Here is a 24,075-nt window from a genome sequence, read left to right on the forward strand (position 1 = left end):
TTAGCTCAGCAGCGGATCGAGTCCACCACGGGCGTCGAGCGCATACAAGTCATCACAGCCGCCAATGTGCTGCGCATCAATAAAAATCTGCGGAACCGTCGTGCGACCACTACGTTTGATCATCTCTTCGCGTTTAATCGCGTCACCGTCGATCGGCAGTTCCTGGAACGTGACGCCTTTGCTGTTCAGCAGCGCTTTCGCACGATGACAGAACGGGCACGTCGCTTTGGTATAGATCTCAATATTGGCCATGACTGAACTCCTTATTTACCGCGTACCAAAGGAAGATTTTCCCCGCTCCAGCCGGAAATACCTTCTTTCAGCACCGTTACGTTTTCGAAGCCTGCTTTATGAAGCGCGCTGGCAGATTCCTGTGCCTGCATGCCGGTCGCATCGACAACGATAATCGGCTGGGCTTTGTGTTTCTCAAGCTCACCGACGTTGTTCGCTTTGATTTCAGCTGGCAGCAGGTTGATTGCGCCCGCAATGTGACCTTTACGGAAATCGTCACGCTGACGCAGATCGACCACGACGGCATCTTCTTTGTTGATCAGACGCGTCGCTTCACCACGGGTGATAACCTTAATTTTAGACGTCAGGCTCTTAAATGTGGTGAACAGCACAGCAGCCAGCAGGCCAATCCACGCGATGCTCAGAACCGGATGGCGGCTAACGAATTGCATAATTTCTTGCATGGAGGGTAACTACTCCCGACTAAGTGATAAAAAAAACCAGGACAGGAGTATACCTGTGCGTTCTGGCAAATACAGCCAGCGACCATAACCTAATCCATTTTCTGCGGCATGCCACCTAAAAAAATGCCTCAAAATGGTCTGGTGAACATCTTGCCCCTGCGCTTTCTTTGATCTTCTGCGGCTATTTGATCGATTCAGCTGTAGTAAAATTACGCAAATTTTGACTCTTGAGCATGAGGTTGTCGCAATGTCGGTTTCTAAAAAACCTATGGTACTGGTGATTCTGGATGGCTATGGCTACCGTGAAGATAGCCAGGATAACGCTATTTTCAACGCCAAAACCCCGGTCATGGATGCCCTGTGGGCGAAACGTCCGCATACGCTGATTGACGCGTCTGGCCTGGAAGTGGGCCTGCCGGACCGCCAGATGGGCAACTCCGAAGTCGGTCACGTAAACCTGGGCGCCGGGCGTATTGTGTATCAGGATCTGACGCGTCTGGACGTTGAAATCAAAGAACGCACCTTCTTCTCCAACCCAACGCTGTCTGGCGCGGTCGATAAAGCCGTTGCCGCTGGCAAGGCCGTACACATCATGGGCCTGCTCTCTGCTGGCGGCGTTCACAGCCACGAAGATCACATCATGGCGATGGTTGAACTGGCCGCCGAGCGCGGTGCGGAAAAAATCTATCTGCACGCCTTCCTGGATGGTCGCGATACGCCACCACGCAGCGCAAAAGGCTCTCTGCAGGCCTTCGAAGAGAAATTCGCAGCGCTGGGTAAAGGCCGCGTAGCGTCCATCATTGGCCGTTACTACGCTATGGACCGCGACAACCGCTGGGATCGCGTTGAACAGGCCTATGACCTGATGACCCAGGCAAAAGGTGAGTTCCAGTTCGCGACCGCCGTTGAAGCGCTGGAAGCGGCCTATGCACGTGATGAAAACGACGAATTCGTGAAAGCATCCGTGATTCGTGCTGAAGGCCAGGCCGACGCCGCCATGGAAGATGGCGACGCGCTGATCTTCATGAACTTCCGCGCTGACCGCGCGCGTGAAATTACCCGTGCTTTCGTCAACAGCGACTTCGACGGTTTTGCCCGTAAGAAAGTGGTGAAACTCGATTTCATCCAGCTGACTGAATACGCCGCAGACATCAAAGCGCCTTGCGCTTACCCACCGGCATCGCTGGCAAATACCTTCGGCGAGTGGATGGCGAAGAACGACAAAACGCAGCTGCGTATTTCCGAAACTGAAAAATACGCGCACGTGACCTTCTTCTTTAACGGCGGCGTTGAAGAGCCGTTCAAAGGCGAAGACCGCATTCTGATCAACTCTCCCAAAGTCGCTACCTACGATCTGCAGCCAGAAATGAGCTCTGCAGAATTGACTGAAAAACTGGTTGCGGCCATCGAGAGCGGTAAGTACGACACCATCATCTGTAACTACCCGAACGGCGACATGGTTGGGCATACCGGGGTGATGGAAGCGGCAGTGAAGGCGGTTGAAGCGCTGGATCACTGCGTTGAGCAGGTTGCGAAAGCGGTTGAATCCGTCGGCGGCCAGCTGCTGATTACCGCTGACCACGGTAACGCTGAACAGATGCGCGACCCGGCGACCGGCCAGGCCCACACGGCCCATACTAACCTGCCTGTTCCGCTGATTTATGTGGGTGATAAATCACTGAAAGCAGTGGAAGGCGGCAAGCTTTCTGACATCGCGCCAACCATGCTGTCGCTGATGGGTATGCCGATCCCTGAAGAGATGACTGGTAAGCCGCTGTTCATCGTGGAATAATCGCTCCCCATGAGGGGAAAGGCGATTTTTTCAATCACATGGGTCGTGAAGCCGCTTAGGTTATCAGTCAGACCTCTGTTTTACGCCAGCGCACTCAGCGCTGGCGTATTGCTGTGCGCCGCATCCGCCCACGCGGATGACCGCGACCAGCTGAAATCCATTCAGGCCGATATCGCCGCCAAAGAGCGGGCGGTACGCCAGCAGCAGCAGCAGCGCTCTGCCCTCCTCGCCCAGCTTAAGCAGCAGGAAGAGGCGATCTCCGCCGCCGCGCGTAAACTCCGTGAAACGCAAAACACCCTCGCCCAGTTGAACAAACAGATCGACGAGATGAACGCGTCGATTGCCAAACTCGAGCGCCAGCGCGATGCGCAGGAGCGCAATCTTGCCGCACAGCTTGATGCCGCATTCCGCCAGGGTGAACATACCGGACTCCAGCTGATCCTCAGCGGCGAAGAGAGCCAGCGCGGCCAGCGCCTGCAGGCCTACTTTGGCTATCTCAACCAGGCGCGTCAGGAGACGATCGCGCAGCTGAAGCAGACGCGCGAAGAGGTCTCCACGCAAAAAGCCGAGCTGGAAGAGAAACAGAGCCAGCAGCAGACGCTGCTCTACGATCAGCAGGCCCAGCAGGCGAAGCTTGAGCAGGCGCGCAACGAGCGTAAGAAAACCCTTTCCGGCCTTGAATCCTCCATTCAGGAAGGTCAGAGCCAGCTCAGCGAAATGCGCGCCAACGAATCAAAACTGCGTAACAGCATCGCTCGTGCGGAAGCGGCGGCGAAAGCGCGCGCCGAAAAAGAGGCTCGCGAGGCGCAGGCCGTTCGCGACAAGCAGCAGGAAGCCTCCCGCAAAGGGACTACCTACAAGCCAAGCGAGAGCGAGCGTTCCCTTATGTCGCGTACCGGCGGTTTGGGCTCTCCTCGCGGTCAGGCTTTCTGGCCCGTTCGCGGTTCAATTCTGCATCGCTATGGCGAACAGCTGCAGGGTGAGCTACGTTGGAAAGGGATAGTTATCGGTGCGTCTGAAGGTAGCGAAGTAAAAGCCATTGCCGATGGCCGCGTGATTCTGGCCGACTGGCTGCAGGGTTACGGACTGGTGGTGGTGGTCGAACACGGTAAAGGTGATATGAGCCTTTACGGCTACAACCAGAGCGCGCTGGTCAGCGTCGGCACGCAGGTGCGCGCAGGCCAACCCATCGCCCTTGTGGGCAGCAGTGGCGGTCAGGGCCGCCCGTCACTCTATTTCGAAATTCGTCGCCAGGGTCAGGCGGTCAATCCACAGCCGTGGTTGGGAAGATAAGTTTTGCTTCAATTTCGTCGAATGGTTTTCTCCGTCGTCAGCGCGCTGGCGCTGGCTGCACCGGTATACGCAGGTAAACTCGCTATCGTGATTGATGACTTCGGTTATCGTCCACACTATGAAAATCAGGTGCTGGCGATGCCGTCGGCTATCTCTGTCGCCGTCCTTCCAAATGCGCCCCACGCGCGTGAGATGGCGACCAAAGCCCATAACAGCGGTCATCAGGTGCTGATCCACCTGCCCATGGCCCCGCTCAGCAAGCAGCCGCTGGAAAAAGATACCCTGCGCCCGGACATGAGCAGCGAGGAGATCGAGCGCATCATCCGCGACGCCTATAACAAAGTGCCGTATGCCGTAGGGCTGAACAACCATATGGGCAGCGCGATGACATCAAGCCTGTACGGGATGCTCAAAGTGATGCAGGCGCTGGAGCGTTACAATCTCTACTTCCTCGACAGCATGACCATCGGCAACAGCCAGGCGATGCGTGCCGCTCAGGGAACGGGCGTAAAGGTGATTAAGCGCAAGGTGTTCCTGGATGATACCCAGAACGAAGCCGATATCCGCATGCAGTTTAATCGCGCGGTACAGCTGGCCCGCCGCAATGGCTCAGCCATCGCCATCGGTCACCCGCACCCGTCTACCGTTCGCGTCCTGCAGCAGATGCTGCCGACCTTGCCTGCCGATATCACGCTGGTGCGTCCGAGCGATCTGCTGAACGAGCCGCAGGTAGATACCTCTACACCAAATTCTGCGCAGCCCGTCCCGACAGCGCCGCGTAATCCGTTCCGCGGCGTGAAGCGCTGTGTACCGAAGCAACCGCCTGAACCGGTCTATGCGACCCGCTTCTTCTCCGTCATCGGAGACAGCATCAGTAACAGCACCCTGGTGAAGTACGTCCAGCAGCAGTGGCAGGGATGGGGCAAGAAAGCCTGACGCTTATTTCGCAATCTGAGAGTCCGTATGCTCGTTAGCAACGGACTCTTTTTTTTCCTGATGCTGATACCAGGATTTGAAATACTTTAAAAAGCTATAGGCTGTGGCATACAGTCCCGTCGCCACCCCCACTTTGCCCTTACGCCAGGCGCCGCTAAACAGATACCATTTGAAAAAAGCCCCGATGGCGCTGATTACGCCGCGCCCGATAGAGGGCCGTATTTTTTGATGTTGAACCAGGCGGGTTGTATAACAATTTAATTTGTTAAAAAGCTCATGCAGCGTGGGAAACGTATCATGTTTTACATAACCCGGAATACGTTCACAACGGAGAAAACCTTCGACCTGATCGTCTACCGGCCTGTTATTAAACCGGGACTGGTTACGGTTAAAAAGACGCACAGGATAATCGGGAGATGAAACAGGATAAATCGTCCGGACTTCTTCACCCAGAACAAACCAGTGGCGGCATATTCGCCATGCCATTCCGGGGTCAGGCTCATCGCCTGCTTTTAACGTTAAAACGGCATTCACCGTTTCCTGGTCAAGTATTTCGTCGCTGTCGATGCACAGGACCCAGTCATGGCTGGCTAAGGATATGGCATAGTTCATCTGCTCACCATGCCAGCCAAATTTTTTATAGACGGGTTGCAGTCCAAAGCTTTCACAAATATATCGTGTTTTGTCCGTACTGCCAGAATCGACCACGATAATTTCATCCGCTATTTTCAAAAGAGGCGGGATAACATCATGCAATAATCTTTCAGAATTAAACGTTAATAAGCAGACCGTTATTTTAAACATTTTCCCACTCTCAATAGCTGCCTAAATTAATATTATTAATACTATATAAATGAGTAGAGACGATTAAAGTCCTGATTCACACTTTTAAAATAAGCACGCTTGAAATTTGGTCTAATCCTGAAACGCAATAAAATAGAAAAATCTATTTTATTTCAACAGATTCTTTATAATGCAGTCAGGTGAAGGGTAGCACACGGATTCAGACATGCCGCACAAAAGTAAAATTCTCCTCCTGGATACGGGTAAAGAATGGGGGGGAGGCACCAACAGTATGCTTGAGCTCCTGAAGCGAATCAATCGCGATAAATTCGATATTACCTGTTGTTTTTACAGTGATTATAGTCGTGCTGAAGGTGAGACGATTGGCCAGGTGCTCAACGGCATCGGCATCCCGCTCATCGTGATCCCTCAACGTCCGCAGCCGGTCTGGGCCAAATTGTTGAAGGAAGCGGGACGTAGCCTGCTGTTTTTCTCACGCAGCGCCCGCAAGGCATTGACGCGTCACGTGGATATCATGTGGCGCATCAGGCCTAACGTCAGCAAAATCGAGACCCTTTTCACGCAGGGCGGTTTCGATACGCTCTATATGAATAACCAGCCGGGCTCAAACGAGGAAGGCTATCTGGCGGCGGCGAACCTGCAGGCGCGGTTGATCCAGCACTGCCGCATTGAGCCTGTTTTGACCCCGCCGCTGGTAAAGCTGGTTAATGCCCATGCCACAAAAATCATCGCCGTCTCGCACGGCGTTGAACGCGTGTTGCTTCAGCATGGCGTCAGGCCCGAACTGTGTACGACGGTCAATAATGCCATCGACATCCACCAGCCTTTACCTGATCGACGCGCGATGCGCCAGCGCCTGAACATCGATGACGACACGTTTGTGTTCGGCAGTATTGGGTCGTTAATCCCTCGCAAAGCCAATCACCACACGCTGGAGGCGCTGGCACAGTTCAGCCAGAAGCATCCCGAGGCGAAATGGAAAATGGTGCTGGTCGGCGAAGGTGGCGAACGCCGCGCTTTAACAGAACAGGCCCGAGCGCTGGGAATTGAATCCCGCATCATCTTCACCGGTTTTCAGAATACCCCATTTGATTACCTCGCTACGTTTGACGCCTTTATTCTGGCCTCAAAAAGCGAAGGGCTGCCGCGCGTGGTGCTGGAAGCGATGCTTCTCAATATCCCCGTTATTGGCTCTCAGGTGACCGGCACGGCGGAACTGATTGATCATGATTCGACAGGGCTGCTCTTCCCCTGGAGCGATGTTTCACAGCTTGCACAGCATCTGGACAATATCTGGGCAGACGCGGATCTGCGTGCTCGACTGGCGGCAGTTGCATACCAGAACGTCTGTCATACCTATGCCATCGAAAACTATGTCAGCGGTGTCGAAGCCGTGCTTGGCGCGCACTAACCAAACGAGATAACTATGTTTAAATTTCTTAATGCTCGCTATCGTCATATCACCGGGCGACACAACATTCCTTACAGCTCTCTGCCCGTAACGGGCGCGCTTGCAGCGGTGGATTCTATTGTGATTCCGTGTACCGGCGCAGATTTCGTTGAAGAAGCATTACTCTCTGCCACCTTCGCGGAGCGTTATGCCACCGGGGTGAGCGAAATCGTCATCGTCAGCGATCAGCCTGAATCCGCCTTTGGGGTACTGCCGCCTAAAACCCGCGTAGTGACGCTAAATCTTCCGGTTCGTGAGGAAGGTTACCGCTATAAGCAGATCTATCTCAGCCGTCTGGTGAAGCTTAACGCCCCGCTGCAGGCGCGCGGTGAAGGCGTATTGATGATCGATTCCGATCTCAACTTGCTCAAGATGCCCGAGATCAACATGGCCGATATGCACATCTACTCCAGCTTCCGTCAGGGCAAAATGATTGCCAAGCTGGACGGTGCGCCAGCGGAGAAAGTGCCGGCGTATTACAAGGAGACGGTGCGCCCGTATCTGGTCGATCACGTTAACGGCGCGTTTCTTGCGGCAACCAAAAAAACCTGGCGCCGTATCTGCCCGCTGTGGCTGACGCTGTTCCAGGATACCTGGGAGCTGATGGATGATACGCAGCCGCCGACCGATCAGCTGCCGCTCGCCGCGCTGCTGGACATGCTGGATTTAAAAACGGTTAACCTGGGTGACTGGATGAACTGGCCGGTCTCGAAAAAAATCGGCGGTCAGGAAGCCGTGGTACCGAAAGAGGTTATTGGCGCGCACGGCGGTTTCCCTCTCTCCGAATGGCAGAAGTATCTTGAATCGCCGGATAACAAACTGCTGTTCAAAGGTCAGGACTACACCCGCAAGGTGCGCTACCTGACGGACGAAGAGAAAAAGAAGCAATGAAAAAAGGGGCCTCAGGCCCCTTTTTGATTACTTATCCCAGCTCAGGATCACTTTCCCTGACTGGCCGGAACGCATCGCGTCGAAGCCCTGCTGGAACTCATCGATGGAGAAGCGGTGAGTAATAATCGGGGACAGATCCAGACCGGACTGGATCAGCGCCGCCATCTTGTACCAGGTCTCGAACATCTCGCGGCCATAGATGCCCTTGATGAACAGCCCCTTGAAGATGACCTTGTTCCAGTCGATAGACATATCTGACGGCGGAATACCCAGCATCGCGATACGGCCACCGTGGTTCATGGTGTCGAGCATGGTGCGGAACGCCGGTGGCGCGCCGGACATCTCCAGACCCACGTCAAAGCCTTCGGTCATGCCCAGCTCTTCCATCACTTCGGTCAGGCTTTCTTTCGAGACATCCACCGCGCGGGTGACGCCCATTTTGCGCGCCAGCGACAGACGGTATTCGTTCACGTCGGTGATCACAACGTTGCGCGCGCCCACGTGCTTCGCCACGGCTGCCGCCATAATGCCGATTGGGCCCGCGCCGGAGACCAGCACGTCTTCACCGACCAGGTCGAAGGAGAGCGCCGTGTGCACCGCGTTACCGAACGGGTCGAAGATGGAGGCCAGATCGTCAGAGATATTGTCCGGGATTTTGAACGCGTTAAACGCCGGGATCACCAGGTATTCCGCGAAGCAGCCCGGACGGTTTACGCCCACGCCAATGGTATTACGGCACAGGTGCGTACGCCCGCCGCGGCAGTTACGGCAGTGGCCGCAGGTAATATGGCCTTCACCGGAGACGCGGTCACCAATCTGGAAGCCTTTCACTTCCTGGCCGATACCCACCACTTCGCCGACATATTCGTGACCGACAACCATCGGTACCGGAATGGTTTTCTGCGACCACTGGTCCCAGTTGTAGATGTGAACGTCAGTACCGCAGATGGCGGTTTTACGAATTTTGATCAGCAGATCGTTATGACCGACTTCCGGCTCCGGCACGTCGGTCATCCAAATCCCTTCTTCCGCTTTCAGTTTGGATAACGCTTTCATCACACGTCCTCAGGCAATTACGCCCAGCTGTTTGCCGATGCGGGTAAAGGCTTCCACCGCACGTTCAATTTGTTCAGGCGTATGCGCCGCAGACATCTGGGTGCGGATACGCGCCTGACCTTTTGGCACCACCGGGAAGAAGAACCCGGTGACGTAAATCCCTTCTTTCTGCAGTTCGCGGGCAAATTGCTGCGCGACGACCGCATCACCCAGCATCACCGGAATGATCGCGTGGTCAGCACCGGCCAAGGTAAACCCTGCGGCGCTCATTTTTTCACGGAACAGGCGGGCGTTGGACCACAGGCGGTCACGCAGCTCAGCGCCGAACTCCACCATCTCCAGTACCTTGATGGAGGCGGCAACAATGGCCGGCGCCAGAGAGTTGGAGAACAGATACGGACGGGAGCGCTGGCGCAGCCACTCGACCACCTCTTTACGCGCGGCGGTATAGCCGCCGGACGCACCGCCGAGCGCTTTGCCCAGCGTACCGGTGATGATATCCACGCGGCCCATCACGTCACAGTATTCGTGGGAACCGCGGCCGTTTTCGCCGACAAAACCGACCGCGTGAGAGTCATCGACCATCACCAGCGCGTCGTATTTATCCGCCAGGTCGCACACGCCCTTCAGGTTGGCGATCACGCCGTCCATGGAGAACACGCCGTCGGTGGCGATCAGCACGTGGCGAGCGCCAGCTTCACGCGCCTCTTTCAGGCGGGCTTCCAGCTCGACCATGTCGTTGTTGGCGTAGCGGAAACGCTTCGCTTTACACAGGCGTACGCCGTCGATGATGGAGGCGTGGTTCAGGGCGTCGGAGATAATCGCATCTTCTGCGCCAAGCAGGGTCTCAAACAGACCGCCGTTGGCGTCGAAGCAGGAGGAATACAGAATCGCGTCTTCCATTCCGAGGAAGCTCGCCAGCTTTTGCTCAAGCTGCTTGTGGCTGTCCTGCGTACCGCAGATAAAGCGTACGGAGGCCATGCCGAAACCGTGGGTGTCCATGCCGTTTTTTGCAGCGGCAATCAGCTCAGGGTGATTCGCAAGACCTAAGTAGTTGTTCGCACAAAAGTTGATCACATGGCTGCCGTCGGCAACGGTGATGTCCGCCTGCTGGGCAGACGTGATAATACGCTCTTCCTTGAACAACCCTTCCGCACGTGCGGTGTTGAGGTCGCTGTTTAACTGTTTGTAAAAATCACCACGCATTGCAATTCTCCAGACTCGGCAAATTTCGGGACATATTACCCAAACCTATAGTTCATGACGAGATGACACGTCATCTCTTGTCGTTTTTGCAGCATAAATCACGCGTACCCCTGCGCTGTGAAGGTGAATGGCTGAAGGGCAGCCATACTAATGATATGATAGAGACATTAGCGTCCGGGATTGTCCCCGGGCTCCACACTTCAAAGGTTACAGTTATGATCATCGTTACCGGCGGCGCGGGCTTTATCGGCAGCAATATTGTTAAGGCTCTCAATGACAAAGGCATCACCGACATCCTGGTGGTTGACAACCTGAAAGACGGCACCAAGTTCGTCAACCTGGTGGATCTGAACATCGCTGACTACATGGATAAAGAAGACTTCCTTATCCAGATTATGGCAGGCGAAGAGTTCGGCGAGATCGAAGCCATCTTCCACGAAGGTGCGTGCTCTTCCACCACCGAGTGGGACGGTAAGTACATGATGGACAACAACTATCAGTACTCCAAAGAGATCCTGCACTACTGCCTGGAGCGTGAAATTCCGTTCCTGTACGCCTCCTCCGCGGCAACCTACGGCGGCCGCACCTCGGACTTTATCGAGTCCCGCGAGTATGAGCAGCCGCTGAACGTCTACGGTTACTCCAAATTCCTGTTCGACGAGTACGTGCGTCAGGTGCTGCCAGAAGCGAACTCGCAGATCGTCGGCTTCCGTTATTTCAACGTCTACGGACCGCGCGAAGGCCACAAAGGCAGCATGGCGAGCGTGGCGTTCCACCTGAACACCCAGCTGAATAACGGCGAAAGCCCGAAACTGTTCGAAGGCAGCGACGGCTTTAAGCGTGACTTCGTCTACGTGGGCGACGTGGCCGCAGTGAACCTGTGGTTCTGGGAAAACGGCGTATCCGGCATCTTCAACCTGGGTACCGGCCGCGCGGAGTCCTTCCAGGCGGTGGCTGACGCAACGCTGGCGTATCACAAAAAAGGCAGCATTGAGTACATCCCGTTCCCTGATAAGCTGAAAGGCCGTTACCAGGCGTTCACCCAGGCTGACCTGACCAACCTGCGCGCCGCAGGCTACGACAAGCCGTTCAAGACCGTTGCCGAAGGCGTAACGGAATATATGGCCTGGCTGAACCGCGACGCATAAGTATGAAGATTCTGGTGATCGGCCCGTCATGGGTGGGCGACATGATGATGTCGCAAAGTCTCTATCGCACGCTCAAGGCGCGTTATCCCCAGGCGATAATCGACGTGATGGCACCCGCGTGGTGCCGTCCGTTGTTGTCGCGTATGCCGGAAGTGAATGAAGCCATCCCGATGCCGCTTGGCCACGGGGCGCTGGAAATCGGCGAACGCCGCAAGCTCGGCCATAGCCTGCGCGAGAAGCGCTACGATCGGGCGTATATCCTGCCAAACTCCTTTAAATCCGCCCTGGTGCCTTTTTTTGCGGGCATTCCACATCGCACCGGCTGGCGGGGTGAAATGCGCTACGGCCTGCTGAACGACGCGCGGGTGTTGGATAAAGAGGCCTGGCCGCTGATGGTGGAGCGCTATGTGGCGCTGGCCTACGATAAAGGCGTGATGCGCAGTGCGAAAGACCTGCCGCAGCCGCTGCTCTGGCCACAGCTTCAGGTCAACGACGGTGAAAAATCCCAGACCTGTAACGCGTTTGGTCTATCGTCTGAACGCCCGATGATAGGTTTCTGCCCCGGCGCCGAGTTCGGCCCGGCAAAACGCTGGCCGCACTATCACTATGCGGAGCTGGCGAAACAGCTGATTGACGAAGGCTACCAGATTGTCCTGTTCGGTTCGGCAAAGGACCACGAGGCAGGCAACGAAATTCTCGCGACGCTCAGTAATGAACAGCAGGCCTGGTGCCGCAACCTGGCGGGAGAAACGCAGCTTGAACAGGCGGTTATTCTGATTGCCGCCTGTAAGGCCGTGGTCAGCAACGATTCGGGCCTGATGCACGTCGCCGCCGCGCTCAACCGCCCGTTGGTGGCGCTGTATGGCCCAAGTAGCCCGGACTTCACGCCCCCGCTTTCTCATAAAGCGCGCGTCATCCGCCTGATCACCGGCTATCACAAAGTACGCAAGGGCGACGCCGCAGAAGGCTACCATCAGAGCCTGATCGACATTACGCCAGAGCGCGTTCTCGAAGAGCTTAACGAACTGCTGTTGAGCGAAGAAGGATAACGAATGCGGGTATTGATCGTTAAAACCTCTTCGATGGGCGATGTTCTGCATACGCTCCCGTCACTGACGGACGCCATGCGGGCCATTCCCGGCATTCGTTTTGACTGGGTAGTGGAAGAGGGCTTCGCGCAGATCCCCACCTGGCATGAAGCGGTTGACCGCGTGATCCCGGTGGCGATTCGCCGCTGGCGCAAAGCGTGGTTATCCGCGCCGATTAAAGCCGAACGCAAAGCCTTCCGTGAGGCGGTGCGGGCACAGCATTACGACGCCATCATCGACGCCCAGGGGCTGGTGAAAAGCGCCGCGCTGGTGACGCGTCTGGCACATGGCGTAAAGCACGGCATGGACTGGCATACCGCCCGCGAACCGCTGGCGAGCCTGTTCTATAATCGCCGCCACCACATCGCAAAGCAACAGCATGCCGTTGAACGTACCCGCGAGCTGTTTGCAAAAAGCCTGGACTATGCGAAACCGGAAACCCAGGGCGACTATGCCATTGCGCAGCACTTTTTGCGCAATACAGATCCCTGTGTTCAGCCTTATCTTGTCTTCCTGCATGCCACAACGCGCGACGATAAACACTGGCCGGAAACGCACTGGCGAAGCCTGATTGAACTAATGCAACCTACCGGCATCCATATTAAACTGCCCTGGGGCGCTGAACATGAGCGGCAGCGTGCAGAGCGTCTGGCAGCAGGCTTTTCGCACGTCGAGGTATTGCCGAAACTCACGCTGGCACAGGTTGCAGCACAGCTGGCGGGAGCGAATGCTGTTGTTTCCGTTGATACCGGCTTAAGCCATTTAACCGCGGCGCTGGATCGTCCGAATATTACGATTTTTGGTCCGACCGATCCTGGATTGATCGGGGGTTACGGTAAAAACCAGCATCAGATGGTCAGCCCGACCCAGCAAACGAAGGATATCAGCGCAGATGCTATTTTTTCTTTTTTACAGGGCAGCCGTTGGCTTTCCAACAGGGATATCTAACGCATGAGTTACGTATTTCTGCTGATTTTACTTTTTCCGGTGAAGCTTATCCGGAAGCTGTTCCGCAAAGAGACGGGTAAAAACCTGGTCATTCAGACAGCAAAAATCGGCGATTTTGTTAATGCAACGCCCCTTCTGGCGTACCTGCAAAAAAGCGACGTGCTCATCAGCCGTAGCGTGGGTGCGCTGGCGAAGCATGATGAGACGATCGATAAGATTTTTTTTATCGAGCAGCATAAGCGTAACCTGTGGCGAAAGCTGGTCTTTGCCTGCCGGATCATGAACCGCTATGACAATGTCTATCTCCTGCAACCCAACAGCGTGAACCTCTTTTTCGCCTCCGTATGTAACGCTAAAAACAAACAGTTTTTAAGCACTTACACGCGCAGATGGTATCATGGTATTTTCTTTGCAACGGCAGACGGCACTGTTGAACACGGTAGAAAGACGCTGTCGGTCACGAACTATCTCAAACTGGCCGATCGCACCTTAACCTGGAAAGACTCGCCAAAGCACGCCACAAAGCCGCTTTTCAAACCGGCGACCTATCCGGCAATCCTCGATAAACCCGGCGTGATCCGCATTGGCATCAGCGTAGCCGCCGGGAATAAAGCGAAAACCGTTCCGCCGGTCATCTGGAAGCAAATTGCCGATCGTCTCGCCGACCTGCCTTGCGAATTTTATGTGTTTGGCGCCCCGAATGAACAATCGTGGATGGATGACATCACCCGCGCTTACGGTGAACTGCCCAACTTTATTAATCTGATTGGCAAAATCTCACTCGAAGAGCTGCCGTGGGCCATTTCTAAAATGGATTGCTATATCGCGTCTGACTCGGGGAATGTCTACATTGCCGATGCGGTAGGCGTGCCGGTAATCTTACTGTTCGGGCCTTGTTGCCACTATGAACAGCGTCCGCTGGGCAACGTATTGCTGACTGGTAATGATGACAACATTTGCTCATATGTTTTTGAAACACGATATTACTTCTCACAGAGCCGGGAAGAACTCTTCGCTGTAACAGACGAAGCGCTACGTGAACTCAAACACTTCATTTGCGGGTTACCCACAATTAATACAGACGCATACTCCTTTGATGCTCAGGGAAACTAATTATTATGGCTTTTCTAAGCATCATTATTGCCGCGCATAACGCCAAAGATACGCTTCACACTACGCTAGAAAGCCTGCAAAACGCGATTGAGGGTGCGGGGGATGATGTAGAGATCATTATCTTTAACGACAGTTCCAGCGACTCTACACAGGATATTATCGAGGCGTGGCTGCCAGCGTTTCCGAATGCGCAATCCCGATACGTTGAGTACCGTAACGTCGGTCATGTTCGAAACAGTGCCCTCTCACTGGCCTCAGGCGAATACATTACCATGCTGGATAGCGATGACCGATTGAAACCAGGCAGCATCAGGGACGCCGTGGCGTTTCTCAAAACAGAGCGCCCTGATATGCTCCTGACGCGCCTGCTGGAAATTCGCGAAACAAAAAAAATTACAGCCGAGTGGCAGGGGTTCTCTCCTGTTGCTTTGTCACAGCATGAGGCAATAAAGCGATTCCTGCAGCACAAAGATTTTCAGGCACATCTCATCGGGCAATTCATTCATCGGAAATTGTATGTAAATAACCAGATTCCTTCGATGGTTTGCTATGAAGATTTCGCCGTATTTCCCGGCATGCTGATGCAATCGAGTAAAATCGTTTATCAGCGTCAGGGACACTATTATTACATCAAACGTAACGACAGTTTGTCGAGCCGTCTCGACGCCACTAAAATCGCTACGCTGGTTGAATGCACATTACAGATGGAAAAAACATTCCCTCGTTCTTTCCAGCATCTTGTTAATTGTCACTGGTTTAATATCTACCGTAACCACCGGCAGCATCTGACTGACCTGCAACTCAAACTGGTCAAACAGCGGGTCAATGCACTTTATTCTCTCTCTTTCTTCTTCTCAAGAGATGTACGTTTCAGCTACAAAAAAAGGGTCATTGAGGCATTATGGAAAAAGTAAAACTGCGGCTTTATCAGCTTACGCTGATTATGAGCCTTATTTCTCTCGCGCTGGCACTGCTGAGCTCTGGTAAGCAGCGAGAGTTTTTCTATATTGCAATTTATGCCAGTATTATCGGTTTAGCTTGCGAATATAAAAAAATCACAGTGCGTCCTTTTTCTATCGCCTTACCGATTCTACTAATTGGGTTGCTCAATTTTGGCTGGTATCTGGTGTATGAATATCACAGCGAAGGTCTGAACGTTTATAGCGATTATCTCGGTGCAAGTAAAAAGTTGATTCTGGCGAGCGTCCTCATTTTCTATCTTGACCGGTTTAAGTCTTATATTGATAAAGCATCCTTCCAGAGATACTTCTTATACGCCTCTGGTGCAGGGTTTATACTTGCCACTGGCTATGGCTTATGGCAGGCTTCACAGGGTATGGGGCGTATTGAAATGGCCATAAACCGTGCGACCGTGTCGGCCTATGTTTACTCTGTACTCTCACTAGCGTTTGTATATAGCCTTTATCTACAGAAAAATATAAAACTGTATGTTGCCGCAGGACTCATCATCTTAATATCTTATTTCGTTATTCTGTTAACGGGCACGCGTGCCGCAATGGGATTATATTTGATCCTGGCGATTGTACTCACGCTTTACCATTTCAGAAGAATCCACCTTAAATCTACGTTGATTTTCTTATGTATTGTGGCGGGTATTGTTATCGTTAGCTACAAGCCATTAATCTTACCCAAGTTACAACAAACACAAGCTGAAGTTGAAAGTTATCAAAAAGGGAATGATGCAACCTCGCTCGGCGCACGTTTTTCTATGTGGAGTGTTGGCGTTCAAAACGGGCTGGCCCATCCTTTAGGGCAGTCAGTTGAAGACCGCGAAATATGGACACAGCAATATGTGAAAGATGGGCACCCACACCTCGCGGCTGCACTCGAGTTTATCAGGGTGCATCTGCACAATGAGTTTATTGAAAAATATTCTCTGCAGGGGATCCCCGGGTTGGTGATATTATTCTTTTTCTATATATCGATGATCGTTTACGCCCTTAAAAACAGGAATGGCCTGCTGCTGACGACCATGCTTCTTTTATTACTCTATGGCCTGACGGACGTCCTACTATTGAGTTCAGAGGCCGTAATCTTCTTTGTCACCGTATTTGCGCTGAGTACACCTTTTTCGCAAACCAGGCAACGCTAATGATAATGCCCGCCAGGCGGGCATTATTTTTTCTTGTACTGATAAAACTCCGCCAGCGTCATCCCGACCGTCTTGTCGGATAACCAGCTAAAGAGCGCTTCTAAATCCTGATACAACCCTTCAATCGCCGCCTCATCTTTAAACGTCGGGCTTCCGCCAGGCATAAATTCCGACGAATGAAGCATAAACTCCACGTACTCATTTCCCTGCGACAGGCATTGCTGTGCGACCTGAATCATTTGCGCCGCATTCCCACCGGACGGTCTTAGCCAGTTGACGGAGGGTGAGCGGTATTTACCGCGAAGCCTGTCGTAACCCTGTTTGATCGTGTTCAACCACGCCGGGTGTTTATACTGAATGCTCATCGGCACTTCGAGTAATGGGCTATTGCCCGCCCGGGAAATATTATCTAAATCCATGAAATAGGCGTGGTCGGGGAAATACTGATAATCCGTTCCGCCATTACCCTGCGGGGCGCCTTTCGCATTGCGCCAGTTCACGCGTGGCGTCACGGAGCAATCAACCTGGTAGCCCAGTTCAACGAGCAATTTTGCGTAGCGACTGTCAAATGCCCAACGTCCGGCACGGTGGCTTAACATTTTGGTCTGGAAGGTCTCTTCCAGCAGGCGGGTCATGAACAGCACTTTTTCTCGCATCACCTCATCCGAAAATTCAACCAGATAAGGCTGCCATCGCCAGTCATCGCCCGTGAGATCGTGTTCCGGCGGGCTATTCCATGCGTGAAGGTGCATTCCCACCTCCCCCTGACCGCGGGCGATCGCGTCCCTGGCGAATTCGATGAAAACGGGCTCGATCGCCATCTCGTAATTGGTCAGCCATACGGGCTTAAAGCCGAAACGCTCGCAAAGCGCCTGGAAACGCGCCAGATAACGCGCATTTTCCGTTTTAATGACGCGGTGATTTTGCCAGAGATTATCGCCCTCAGTATCAATTGTGATGATAAACGCTGGTTTGTTCATAGTGAGTCCGCAAGACAGGAAAGTTAGCGCTATGTTACGCACTCTCCAAAGCATGAGTAAACCCTTCCGGGGAAATTACTGAGATTATGGAGAAAGAGTGCAAGTCGCTATCAGGTCTATTAGAATTGCCATCAGTACAACGCCGATAAGATGATGATGAATAACTTACCTGACACACCTGATTTGCGCATTTTACTGATCAAACTCCGCCATCATGGCGACATGTTGCTGACCACTCCCGTCATTGATTCGTTACGTCAAAAATGGCCGCAGGCGCAGATTGATGTCCTGCTGTATGAAGAAACGCGCGATATGCTCGCCGCGCATCCAGCGATCGGTACAATTTATGGAATCGATCGCAAATGGAAACAGCTGGGCACGCTGAAGCATCTTCAAAAAGAGTGGCAGTTGCTGTGTGCGTTAAGAAATCAGCATTATCATCTGGTGATTAACCTTGCCGATCAATGGCGTAGCGCGATCGTCACCCGTTTCACCGGTGCCCCCGTTCGCCTCGGATTCGCATTTAACAAACGCAAAAGTGCATTCTGGCGTTTTTGCCATACCGATCTGGTCTCTGTCGATGGCCACAAATCCCTGCATACGGTCGAACAAAATCTCTCCATTTTGGCGCCATTACCGGTCGCGCCACAGCCTGCCGTCACCATGGCCTACGCCGCGGAAGACTGGGATCATGCCCGTCAAAGACTGATGCAGTCGGGTGTAGGCGAGCGCTATATCGTGATCCAGCCGACGTCCCGCTGGTTCTTTAAATGCTGGAGCGAAGACAAAATGGCGCAAACCATTACCGCACTGCAGCAGGATGGTCATACAGTTGTGCTCACCGCGGGGCCGGATAAAAAAGAGCTGGCGATGATCGATCGCATTCTCGCCGCCTCGCCAAAGACGGGAGTCGTCTCGCTGGCGGGCCAGCTAACGCTGCGCCAGCTGGCCTCACTTATCGATCATGCGCGTCTTTTTATCGGCGTTGACTCCGTGCCAATGCATATGGCCGCCGCGCTGCAAACGCCCTGCGTGGCGCTGTTTGGCCCTTCTAAACTGACGTTTTGGTCTCCATGGCAAGTTAACGGTGAAGTCATCTGGGCCGGCAATTACGGCCCGCTACCCGATCCGGATGCCATTGATACTAAAACGAAAGAACGCTATCTCGATGCCATTCCTGTTGATGCTGTCGTCTCCGCCGCAAGGAGATATCTGTCATGAAACACCATCGTCTGGCCATTGTTCGCCAAAAATATCGCCCTGATGGCGGAGCGGAACGCTTCGTTTCGCGCGCTCTCACCGCGCTCAGCAATCAGAACCTTGAGCTCAACGTCATCACGCGTGAGTGGCAGGGAGAGAAGCAAGACGACTGGCATATCCACATTTGCAACCCTCAAAAATGGGGTCGCATCAGTCGGGAACGCGGATTTGCACAGGCCGCGCGCGCGCTGTGGCATCAACAGCAGTTTGATATTGTTCAAAGCCATGAGCGCATCCCGGGTTGTGATATCTATCGCGCGGGTGATGGGGTGCATCGTCGCTGGCTGCTGCAGCGCGCGCGCATTTTACCTGCCTGGCGTGCGCAAATGCTGATGTATGACCGCTATCACCGCTACGTGATGCGTGCGGAACGGGAAATGTATCAGGCGCCTGAGTTAAAAGCCGTAATCTGTAATGCGGAAATGATCAAACGCGAAATCGTTGAAGACTTTGATATTGACGCAAATAAAATTCATGTGATTTATAATTCTATTGATTCCAGCCGCTTCGTTCCGGCCCAGGAGGCACAGCGTGCGATGCTGCGCCAGCAATTTGGTTTGCCAGCCGATGCCGTTGTGTTCTGTTTCGTAGGCTCAGGGTTTGAACGAAAAGGATTAGCCAGCGCCATACGCGCTATTGCTGGAACATCAGCCTGGCTGATTGTGGTTGGGCAAGATAAAGCAGAACGTCGTTATCGCGACCTCGCCCGTTCGTTAGGCTGCGAGGGGCAAATCCGTTTCCTGGGGGTGCAAAAAGAAACTCTGCCTTTTTATCAGCTATCCGATGGTTTACTGTTGCCAACGCTGTATGATCCCTTTCCTAACGTCATTCTTGAAGCGATGGCCTGCGGCTTGCCCGTCATTACTTCAGAGAGTTGCGGTGGTGCAGAGTTTATTCAACAAGGCCAGAACGGATTTTATTGTGACGCACTTGATATCAGTACATTGAAGGAAGCGGTAGCCGCCATTCCTTCACTGGAAAAAAATAACAATATGGGACGAGCGGCACGTGAACGTGTAAAAGACGCCACTCCCGAAAAACTATCAAGTCAGCTTATTACGCTTTATCAAAAATTACTGGATTAAAAATGCGCATCCTAATGATTATTGATGGTTTACCCGGTGGAGGAGCCGAAAAAACGGTTCTTACACTCTCCCGTGGATTAATAGAAATGGGGCATCAGGTCTCTCTATTCTCTCTGCGGAAAGTGTGCGACTACGCCATCCCGGAAGGCATCGATTATCAGGTTGTCCAGGACACATGTAAAAAACCGTGGCGAAAGCTGACGGAGATCCCACGCCGCGCCCAACTGCTGGATCAGGCGATTGAGCGAGCTGAACGCAGCGGCAAATTTGATGTGGTGTTCTCTCACCTGCACAAAACAGACCGCATTGTGGCGCACTGCCGCGCGCTGGAACGTGACAAAGTCTGGTTCTGCGTGCACGGCATGTTCTCGTTCTCCTATCTTCGCCATCGCAGCGGACTTTCGCGCTGGTTTAAAAATCTTAAAATCCGTCATACCTACGAAAACCGCAACGTTGTTGCCGTCTCAGGCGCCGTGTTGAAAGATCTTTCCGAGACGCTGGCGCTCAATCTTCGACGCAAAGCGGTTATCCATAATCCTTTCGATATTCCTGAAATTCAGCGTCTGGCGGATGCGCCCTTCGAGATGCAGGGAAAGGATTACATTATTCATGTTGGCCGCTTCCATGAGCACAAACGCCACGACCGACTCTTACGTGCGTTCGCCCTGAGTAAAATTGACACAACGCTGGTCATGATGGGCAATGGATCTGACGCTCAAATTCAAAAACTCAAGCAGCTTGCTGCCGAGCTGGGTATTGAAAACAAAACGGTTTTCCGCCCGTTCGAGTCCAATCCCTATCCCTGGATTAAAGGGGCACGCCTTTTAGTGTTAAGTTCTGACTGCGAAGGTTTTGGTAATGTGCTGGTCGAAGCCATTATCTGCCAGACGCCACCGGTCAGTACAAATTGCCCCGGGGGCCCCGCCGAAATCCTCACCGGCGCTTTAGCGCGCGGGCTGGCAGAGTTAAATGACGAGTCACTGGCAAAAACGCTGGCGGATATTTATACCGCCCCGCCGGTCGTTGGCGATGCAACCATCGCGTCGTTCGGTATCAATGCCATTTGCCAGCAATATATTGCTCTGGTCGACAATCAAAAATAATCAGGTTTCTTATGCAAAATTCAGCCCCATTGTTAAGCGTGGTGGTTGCCGTTTATAACGGTGAAGCTTTCCTGGATCAGTTCTTTACCTGCCTTGTCAATCAACGCATCGACAGCATGGAAGTCATCATTGTCAATGACGGCTCTACTGACCGCTCGATGGAGATCGTCGAAAACTGGCGAGAAAAACTGCCGCAGATGCAGGTCATAGAACAGCAAAACCAGGGCGTATCCATCGCGCGTAACACCGGTCTGGCCGTTGCGACGGGTCAATATCTCTCTTTCCCGGATATTGATGATGTCTTTAAACCCGGCATGTACCAGCGCCTGCTGGATATGGCCGTCACGCAGGATCTGGATGTCGCCACCTGTAACGGGAACTACGTCTGGGAAAACAACAAGAAACCTTCACGTCCGATCTTCCCTGAAGACAAACTGCCTTCGACTGGCGTCATGGCAGGCCCAGCGTGGTTAAAAATGGCGCTGGATTCGCGTAAATTCCTTCACGTCACCTGGTTGAACATCTATCGCCACGACTTTATCCGTAAACACAGTTTCCATTTCGAACCCGGCCTGCGCCATCAGGATATTCCGTGGACCACCGAAGTACTGCTTGCGGCAGAGCGGGTTCAGTACACCAGTGAACGTTATTACGACTACTACATTCACTCCGCATCGGTGTCCCATATGCCGGACAATGACGACACGCTGATTCGCTCCGCGCGTCACTACATGAAAATCCTGCAGATGCTCGACGCCATCAATCAGCGCTACCCGGATAAAGTGAAAGGGATCCCAGCCTGCCACTGGCAAATTGCCAAAGAGGGACTGGGCATTATTCACACCTTCGACAACATGAAGGATGAGAAGAAGAAATCAATGATTATTAAAGAGTTCTTCGAAACAGGCATCTGGAAACTCATCTGGAAAAGTGCAAAAAGCCCGCGTCTGCGCTGGCGGCTGGGTCGACGTTATTTCCGTTTGAAACGGTATCTGGCATAAGAGATAGCTTTACCTGGCCTAAATGCTTAGAATTTGCCCGCCGAAACTAAAAAACGGATAATCGCTTGGAATTGTTGTATACCGCTCTGCTCTACATCATTCAGCCACTGGTGTGGCTGAGACTGTTGCTTCGTAGCCGGAAAGCGCCTGCGTATCGTAAACGCTGGGCTGAACGCTATGGCTTCTGCCGCAATAAAGTCGTACCGGACGGTATTTTGCTGCATTCCGTTTCTGTCGGTGAAACGCTGGCGGCGATCCCGCTGGTTCGCGCCCTGCGTCACCGCTACCCTTCGCTGCCAATCACCGTCACGACGATGACGCCAACCGGCTCGGAGCGCGCGTTATCCGCTTTCGGTAAAGACGTGCAGCACGTCTATCTGCCTTACGATCTGCCCTGCGCCATGAATCGTTTCCTCAACACCGTGCGCCCGAAGCTGGTGATCGTGATGGAAACCGAACTGTGGCCGAACATGATTTCCGCTCTGCATGCCCGTAAAATTCCGCTGGTCATTGCCAACGCGCGCCTCTCTGAGCGCTCGGCGAAAGGTTACGGCAAGCTGGGTAAATTTATGCGTCGCCTGCTGAGCAAAATCACGCTGATTGCCGCGCAGAACGAAGAAGATGCAGCGCGCTTTATCTCTCTGGGCCTGAAACGCAACCAGCTTGCGGTAACGGGCAGCCTGAAGTTCGATATTTCCGTTACCCCTGAGCTCGCCGCCCGAGCCATCACACTGCGTCGCCAGTGGGCCCCGCGTCGTCAGGTCTGGATTGCGACCAGTACCCATGATGGCGAAGAAGAGATCATCCTGCAGGCTCACCGCAAGCTGCTGGAAAAATTCCCTGATTTACTGCTGATCCTCGTGCCTCGCCATCCGGAGCGTTTTAAAGATGCCCGTGAAATGGTTCAGAAAGGCGGCTTCAGCTTCACGCTGCGCAGTAGCGGTGAAATCCCTTCCGGCAGCACCCAGGTGGTGATTGGCGATACGATGGGCGAGCTGATGTTGCTGTACGGCATTGCTGACCTCGCCTTTGTCGGTGGCAGCCTGGTCGAACGCGGAGGCCATAACCCGCTGGAGCCGGCAGCCCACGCCATTCCGGTACTGATGGGGCCGCACACGTTTAACTTCAAAGACATCTGCGCGAAATTACAGCAGGCCGATGGTTTAATTACCGTGACCGATGCGGATTCGGTGGTTAAAGAGGTATCGACCCTTCTGACTGACGAAGATTATCGCCTGTGGTACGGGCGTCATGCCGTCGAAGTGCTGCACCAGAACCAGGGCGCACTGACCCGTCTGCTGCAGCTTCTGCAACCTTATCTGCCCCAGCGGAGCCACTGATGTCAACGCGTCTGTCGGTCGTCATGATCGCCAAAAACGCCGCCGATCTGCTTCCGGACTGCCTGGCGTCGGTTGCCTGGGCTGACGAGATAGTCATTCTTGACTCCGGCAGCACGGACAACACGGTGGACGTCGCCCGCGCTGCAGGCGCGAAAATCTATACCAACACTGACTGGCAAGGTTATGGCATCCAGCGCCAGCGCGCGCAGGAATATGCCACAGGCGATTATGTGCTAATGCTCGACACTGACGAACGCATCACGCCGGAACTTCAGCAGGCCATTCAGGCGGTGCTTTCCTCACCTCAACCTGGCGCCGTATACAGCATTGCCCGCCGCAACTACTTCCTTGGCCGTTTTATGCGCCACAGCGGCTGGTATCCCGATCGCGTCATGCGCCTCTACGAGCGCGAGCGGTATCAGTACAACGACAATCTGGTGCATGAATCCCTGAGCTGCGATAGCGCCCAGGTCATTCCCCTGACCGGCGATTTGCTGCACCTGACCTGCCGTGATTTCTCGAGCTTCCAGCGTAAACAGCTCAACTATGCCACCGCATGGGCGCAGGAGCGTCACCAGCGCGGCAAGAAGGCCTCTCTGACGGGTATCTTCACCCACACGCTGGGCGCGTTCCTGAAAACGCTGCTGCTGCGTGGTGGCGTCCTGGACGGTAAGCAGGGCTGGTTACTCGCGGTAGTGAATGCCCAGTATACTTTCAACAAATACACCGAGCTGTGGGCGCTCTGCCGCGGCTACTCAGAGAAAACGTGAGCC

The 24,075-nt window shown here is 53.6% G+C and carries 23 protein-coding genes; 17 read left to right on the forward strand and 6 right to left on the reverse strand.

What is annotated here, in order from left to right; all coding sequences use genetic code 11:
- Together grxC and LA04_RS12340 are read right to left on the reverse strand one after the other, a co-directional pair.
- Positions 1–252, reverse strand: a complete 252-nt coding sequence (grxC, locus tag LA04_RS12335; protein WP_023309914.1) for a glutaredoxin 3 — start codon at positions 250–252, stop codon at positions 1–3.
- Positions 253–263: 11 nt separating this feature from the next.
- A complete protein-coding gene (locus LA04_RS12340) occupies positions 264–695 on the reverse strand; it encodes a rhodanese-like domain-containing protein (protein ID WP_023309913.1) in 432 nt (143 codons plus the stop codon).
- Positions 696–942: 247 nt separating this feature from the next.
- On the opposite strand from LA04_RS12340, the gene gpmM reads away from it, so the two are divergent.
- Genes gpmM through LA04_RS12355 form a run of 3 tightly spaced genes read left to right on the forward strand, consistent with a single transcriptional unit; the run spans position 943 to position 4,716 of the window.
- The gene (gpmM, locus tag LA04_RS12345; protein WP_047651775.1) at positions 943–2,487 is read left to right on the forward strand and encodes a 2,3-bisphosphoglycerate-independent phosphoglycerate mutase; all 1,545 of its coding nucleotides are present in this window, start codon (positions 943–945) and stop codon (positions 2,485–2,487) included.
- A 33-nt stretch (positions 2,488–2,520) separates the two neighbouring features.
- Positions 2,521–3,780, forward strand: a complete 1,260-nt coding sequence (gene envC / locus LA04_RS12350) for a murein hydrolase activator EnvC (protein ID WP_235211333.1) — start codon at positions 2,521–2,523, stop codon at positions 3,778–3,780.
- A 3-nt stretch (positions 3,781–3,783) separates the two neighbouring features.
- Positions 3,784–4,716 (forward strand): divergent polysaccharide deacetylase family protein, encoded by a 933-nt coding sequence (locus LA04_RS12355; RefSeq protein WP_047651778.1) that lies wholly within the window; start codon positions 3,784–3,786, stop codon positions 4,714–4,716.
- A 3-nt stretch (positions 4,717–4,719) separates the two neighbouring features.
- Here the strand turns inward: LA04_RS12355 and LA04_RS12360 are convergent, their stop codons facing one another.
- Positions 4,720–5,520, reverse strand: coding sequence for a glycosyltransferase family 2 protein (locus LA04_RS12360; RefSeq protein ID WP_047651779.1), 801 nt, complete (start codon positions 5,518–5,520; stop codon positions 4,720–4,722).
- Between the two features lie 205 nt (positions 5,521–5,725).
- On the opposite strand from LA04_RS12360, the gene LA04_RS12365 reads away from it, so the two are divergent.
- Both LA04_RS12365 and LA04_RS12370 read left to right on the forward strand, forming a co-directional pair.
- Positions 5,726–6,931 (forward strand): glycosyltransferase, encoded by a 1,206-nt coding sequence (locus LA04_RS12365; RefSeq protein ID WP_047651780.1) that lies wholly within the window; start codon positions 5,726–5,728, stop codon positions 6,929–6,931.
- 15 nt (positions 6,932–6,946) lie between these two features.
- Complete coding sequence (locus LA04_RS12370; RefSeq protein ID WP_047651781.1) at positions 6,947–7,861, forward strand: hypothetical protein; 915 nt, start codon at positions 6,947–6,949, stop codon at positions 7,859–7,861.
- 27 nt (positions 7,862–7,888) lie between these two features.
- Here LA04_RS12370 and tdh read toward each other — a convergent pair whose 3' ends face one another.
- Both tdh and kbl read right to left on the reverse strand, forming a co-directional pair.
- On the reverse strand, positions 7,889–8,917 hold the full coding sequence (tdh, locus tag LA04_RS12375) for an L-threonine 3-dehydrogenase (protein ID WP_047651782.1): 1,029 nt from the start codon (positions 8,915–8,917) through the stop codon (positions 7,889–7,891).
- 9 nt (positions 8,918–8,926) lie between these two features.
- Positions 8,927–10,123 carry a glycine C-acetyltransferase gene (kbl, locus tag LA04_RS12380; protein ID WP_047651783.1) on the reverse strand — a complete coding sequence of 399 codons (1,197 nt, stop codon included), beginning with the start codon at positions 10,121–10,123 and terminating at the stop codon, positions 8,927–8,929.
- 215 nt (positions 10,124–10,338) lie between these two features.
- Between kbl and rfaD the strand changes: the two genes are divergently transcribed.
- The 6 genes from rfaD to LA04_RS12410 are packed head-to-tail and all read left to right on the forward strand — an operon-like array spanning position 10,339 to position 16,533.
- Positions 10,339–11,271 (forward strand): ADP-glyceromanno-heptose 6-epimerase, encoded by a 933-nt coding sequence (rfaD, locus tag LA04_RS12385; RefSeq protein ID WP_008502707.1) that lies wholly within the window; start codon positions 10,339–10,341, stop codon positions 11,269–11,271.
- Between the two features lie 2 nt (positions 11,272–11,273).
- Positions 11,274–12,320: an ADP-heptose--LPS heptosyltransferase RfaF gene (rfaF, locus tag LA04_RS12390; RefSeq protein ID WP_047651784.1), complete on the forward strand. Its 1,047-nt coding sequence runs from the start codon at positions 11,274–11,276 to the stop codon at positions 12,318–12,320.
- A 3-nt stretch (positions 12,321–12,323) separates the two neighbouring features.
- Complete coding sequence (rfaC, locus tag LA04_RS12395; protein WP_047651785.1) at positions 12,324–13,307, forward strand: lipopolysaccharide heptosyltransferase RfaC; 984 nt, start codon at positions 12,324–12,326, stop codon at positions 13,305–13,307.
- A 3-nt stretch (positions 13,308–13,310) separates the two neighbouring features.
- Positions 13,311–14,420, forward strand: a complete 1,110-nt coding sequence (locus LA04_RS12400) for a glycosyltransferase family 9 protein (RefSeq protein WP_047651786.1) — start codon at positions 13,311–13,313, stop codon at positions 14,418–14,420.
- Positions 14,421–14,425: 5 nt separating this feature from the next.
- Entirely contained in the window at positions 14,426–15,334 is a 909-nt protein-coding gene (locus LA04_RS12405) for a glycosyltransferase family 2 protein (RefSeq protein WP_047651787.1), read from the forward strand.
- Positions 15,322–16,533, forward strand: a complete 1,212-nt coding sequence (locus LA04_RS12410; protein WP_047651789.1) for an O-antigen ligase family protein — start codon at positions 15,322–15,324, stop codon at positions 16,531–16,533. The genes LA04_RS12405 and LA04_RS12410 overlap by 13 nt, the downstream gene beginning before the upstream one ends.
- 23 nt (positions 16,534–16,556) lie before the next feature.
- Here LA04_RS12410 and LA04_RS12415 read toward each other — a convergent pair whose 3' ends face one another.
- Complete coding sequence (locus LA04_RS12415) at positions 16,557–17,513, reverse strand: polysaccharide deacetylase family protein (protein WP_047651790.1); 957 nt, start codon at positions 17,511–17,513, stop codon at positions 16,557–16,559.
- A gap of 150 nt (positions 17,514–17,663) precedes the next feature.
- Between LA04_RS12415 and rfaQ the strand changes: the two genes are divergently transcribed.
- The 6 genes from rfaQ to LA04_RS12445 all read left to right on the forward strand — a co-directional run bounded on the left by rfaQ (position 17,664) and on the right by LA04_RS12445 (position 24,072).
- Positions 17,664–18,734, forward strand: a complete 1,071-nt coding sequence (gene rfaQ / locus LA04_RS12420) for a putative lipopolysaccharide heptosyltransferase III (protein WP_081957696.1) — start codon at positions 17,664–17,666, stop codon at positions 18,732–18,734.
- Positions 18,731–19,858: a glycosyltransferase family 4 protein gene (locus tag LA04_RS12425; protein ID WP_047651791.1), complete on the forward strand. Its 1,128-nt coding sequence runs from the start codon at positions 18,731–18,733 to the stop codon at positions 19,856–19,858. The genes rfaQ and LA04_RS12425 overlap by 4 nt, the downstream gene beginning before the upstream one ends.
- 2 nt (positions 19,859–19,860) lie before the next feature.
- Positions 19,861–20,961: a glycosyltransferase gene (locus tag LA04_RS12430; protein WP_047651792.1), complete on the forward strand. Its 1,101-nt coding sequence runs from the start codon at positions 19,861–19,863 to the stop codon at positions 20,959–20,961.
- Positions 20,962–20,972: 11 nt separating this feature from the next.
- Positions 20,973–21,962 carry a glycosyltransferase gene (locus tag LA04_RS12435; protein ID WP_047651794.1) on the forward strand — a complete coding sequence of 330 codons (990 nt, stop codon included), beginning with the start codon at positions 20,973–20,975 and terminating at the stop codon, positions 21,960–21,962.
- A 65-nt stretch (positions 21,963–22,027) separates the two neighbouring features.
- Positions 22,028–23,302 carry a lipid IV(A) 3-deoxy-D-manno-octulosonic acid transferase gene (gene waaA / locus LA04_RS12440; protein WP_029740803.1) on the forward strand — a complete coding sequence of 425 codons (1,275 nt, stop codon included), beginning with the start codon at positions 22,028–22,030 and terminating at the stop codon, positions 23,300–23,302.
- Positions 23,302–24,072, forward strand: coding sequence for a glycosyltransferase family 2 protein (locus LA04_RS12445; protein WP_047651795.1), 771 nt, complete (start codon positions 23,302–23,304; stop codon positions 24,070–24,072). The genes waaA and LA04_RS12445 overlap by 1 nt, the downstream gene beginning before the upstream one ends.
- Positions 24,073–24,075: the final 3 nt, after the last annotated feature.

Origin of the sequence: Enterobacter sp. UCD-UG_FMILLET, assembly GCF_000762975.1 — a bacterium.
GTDB classification, from domain to species: domain Bacteria; phylum Pseudomonadota; class Gammaproteobacteria; order Enterobacterales; family Enterobacteriaceae; genus Enterobacter; species Enterobacter dykesii.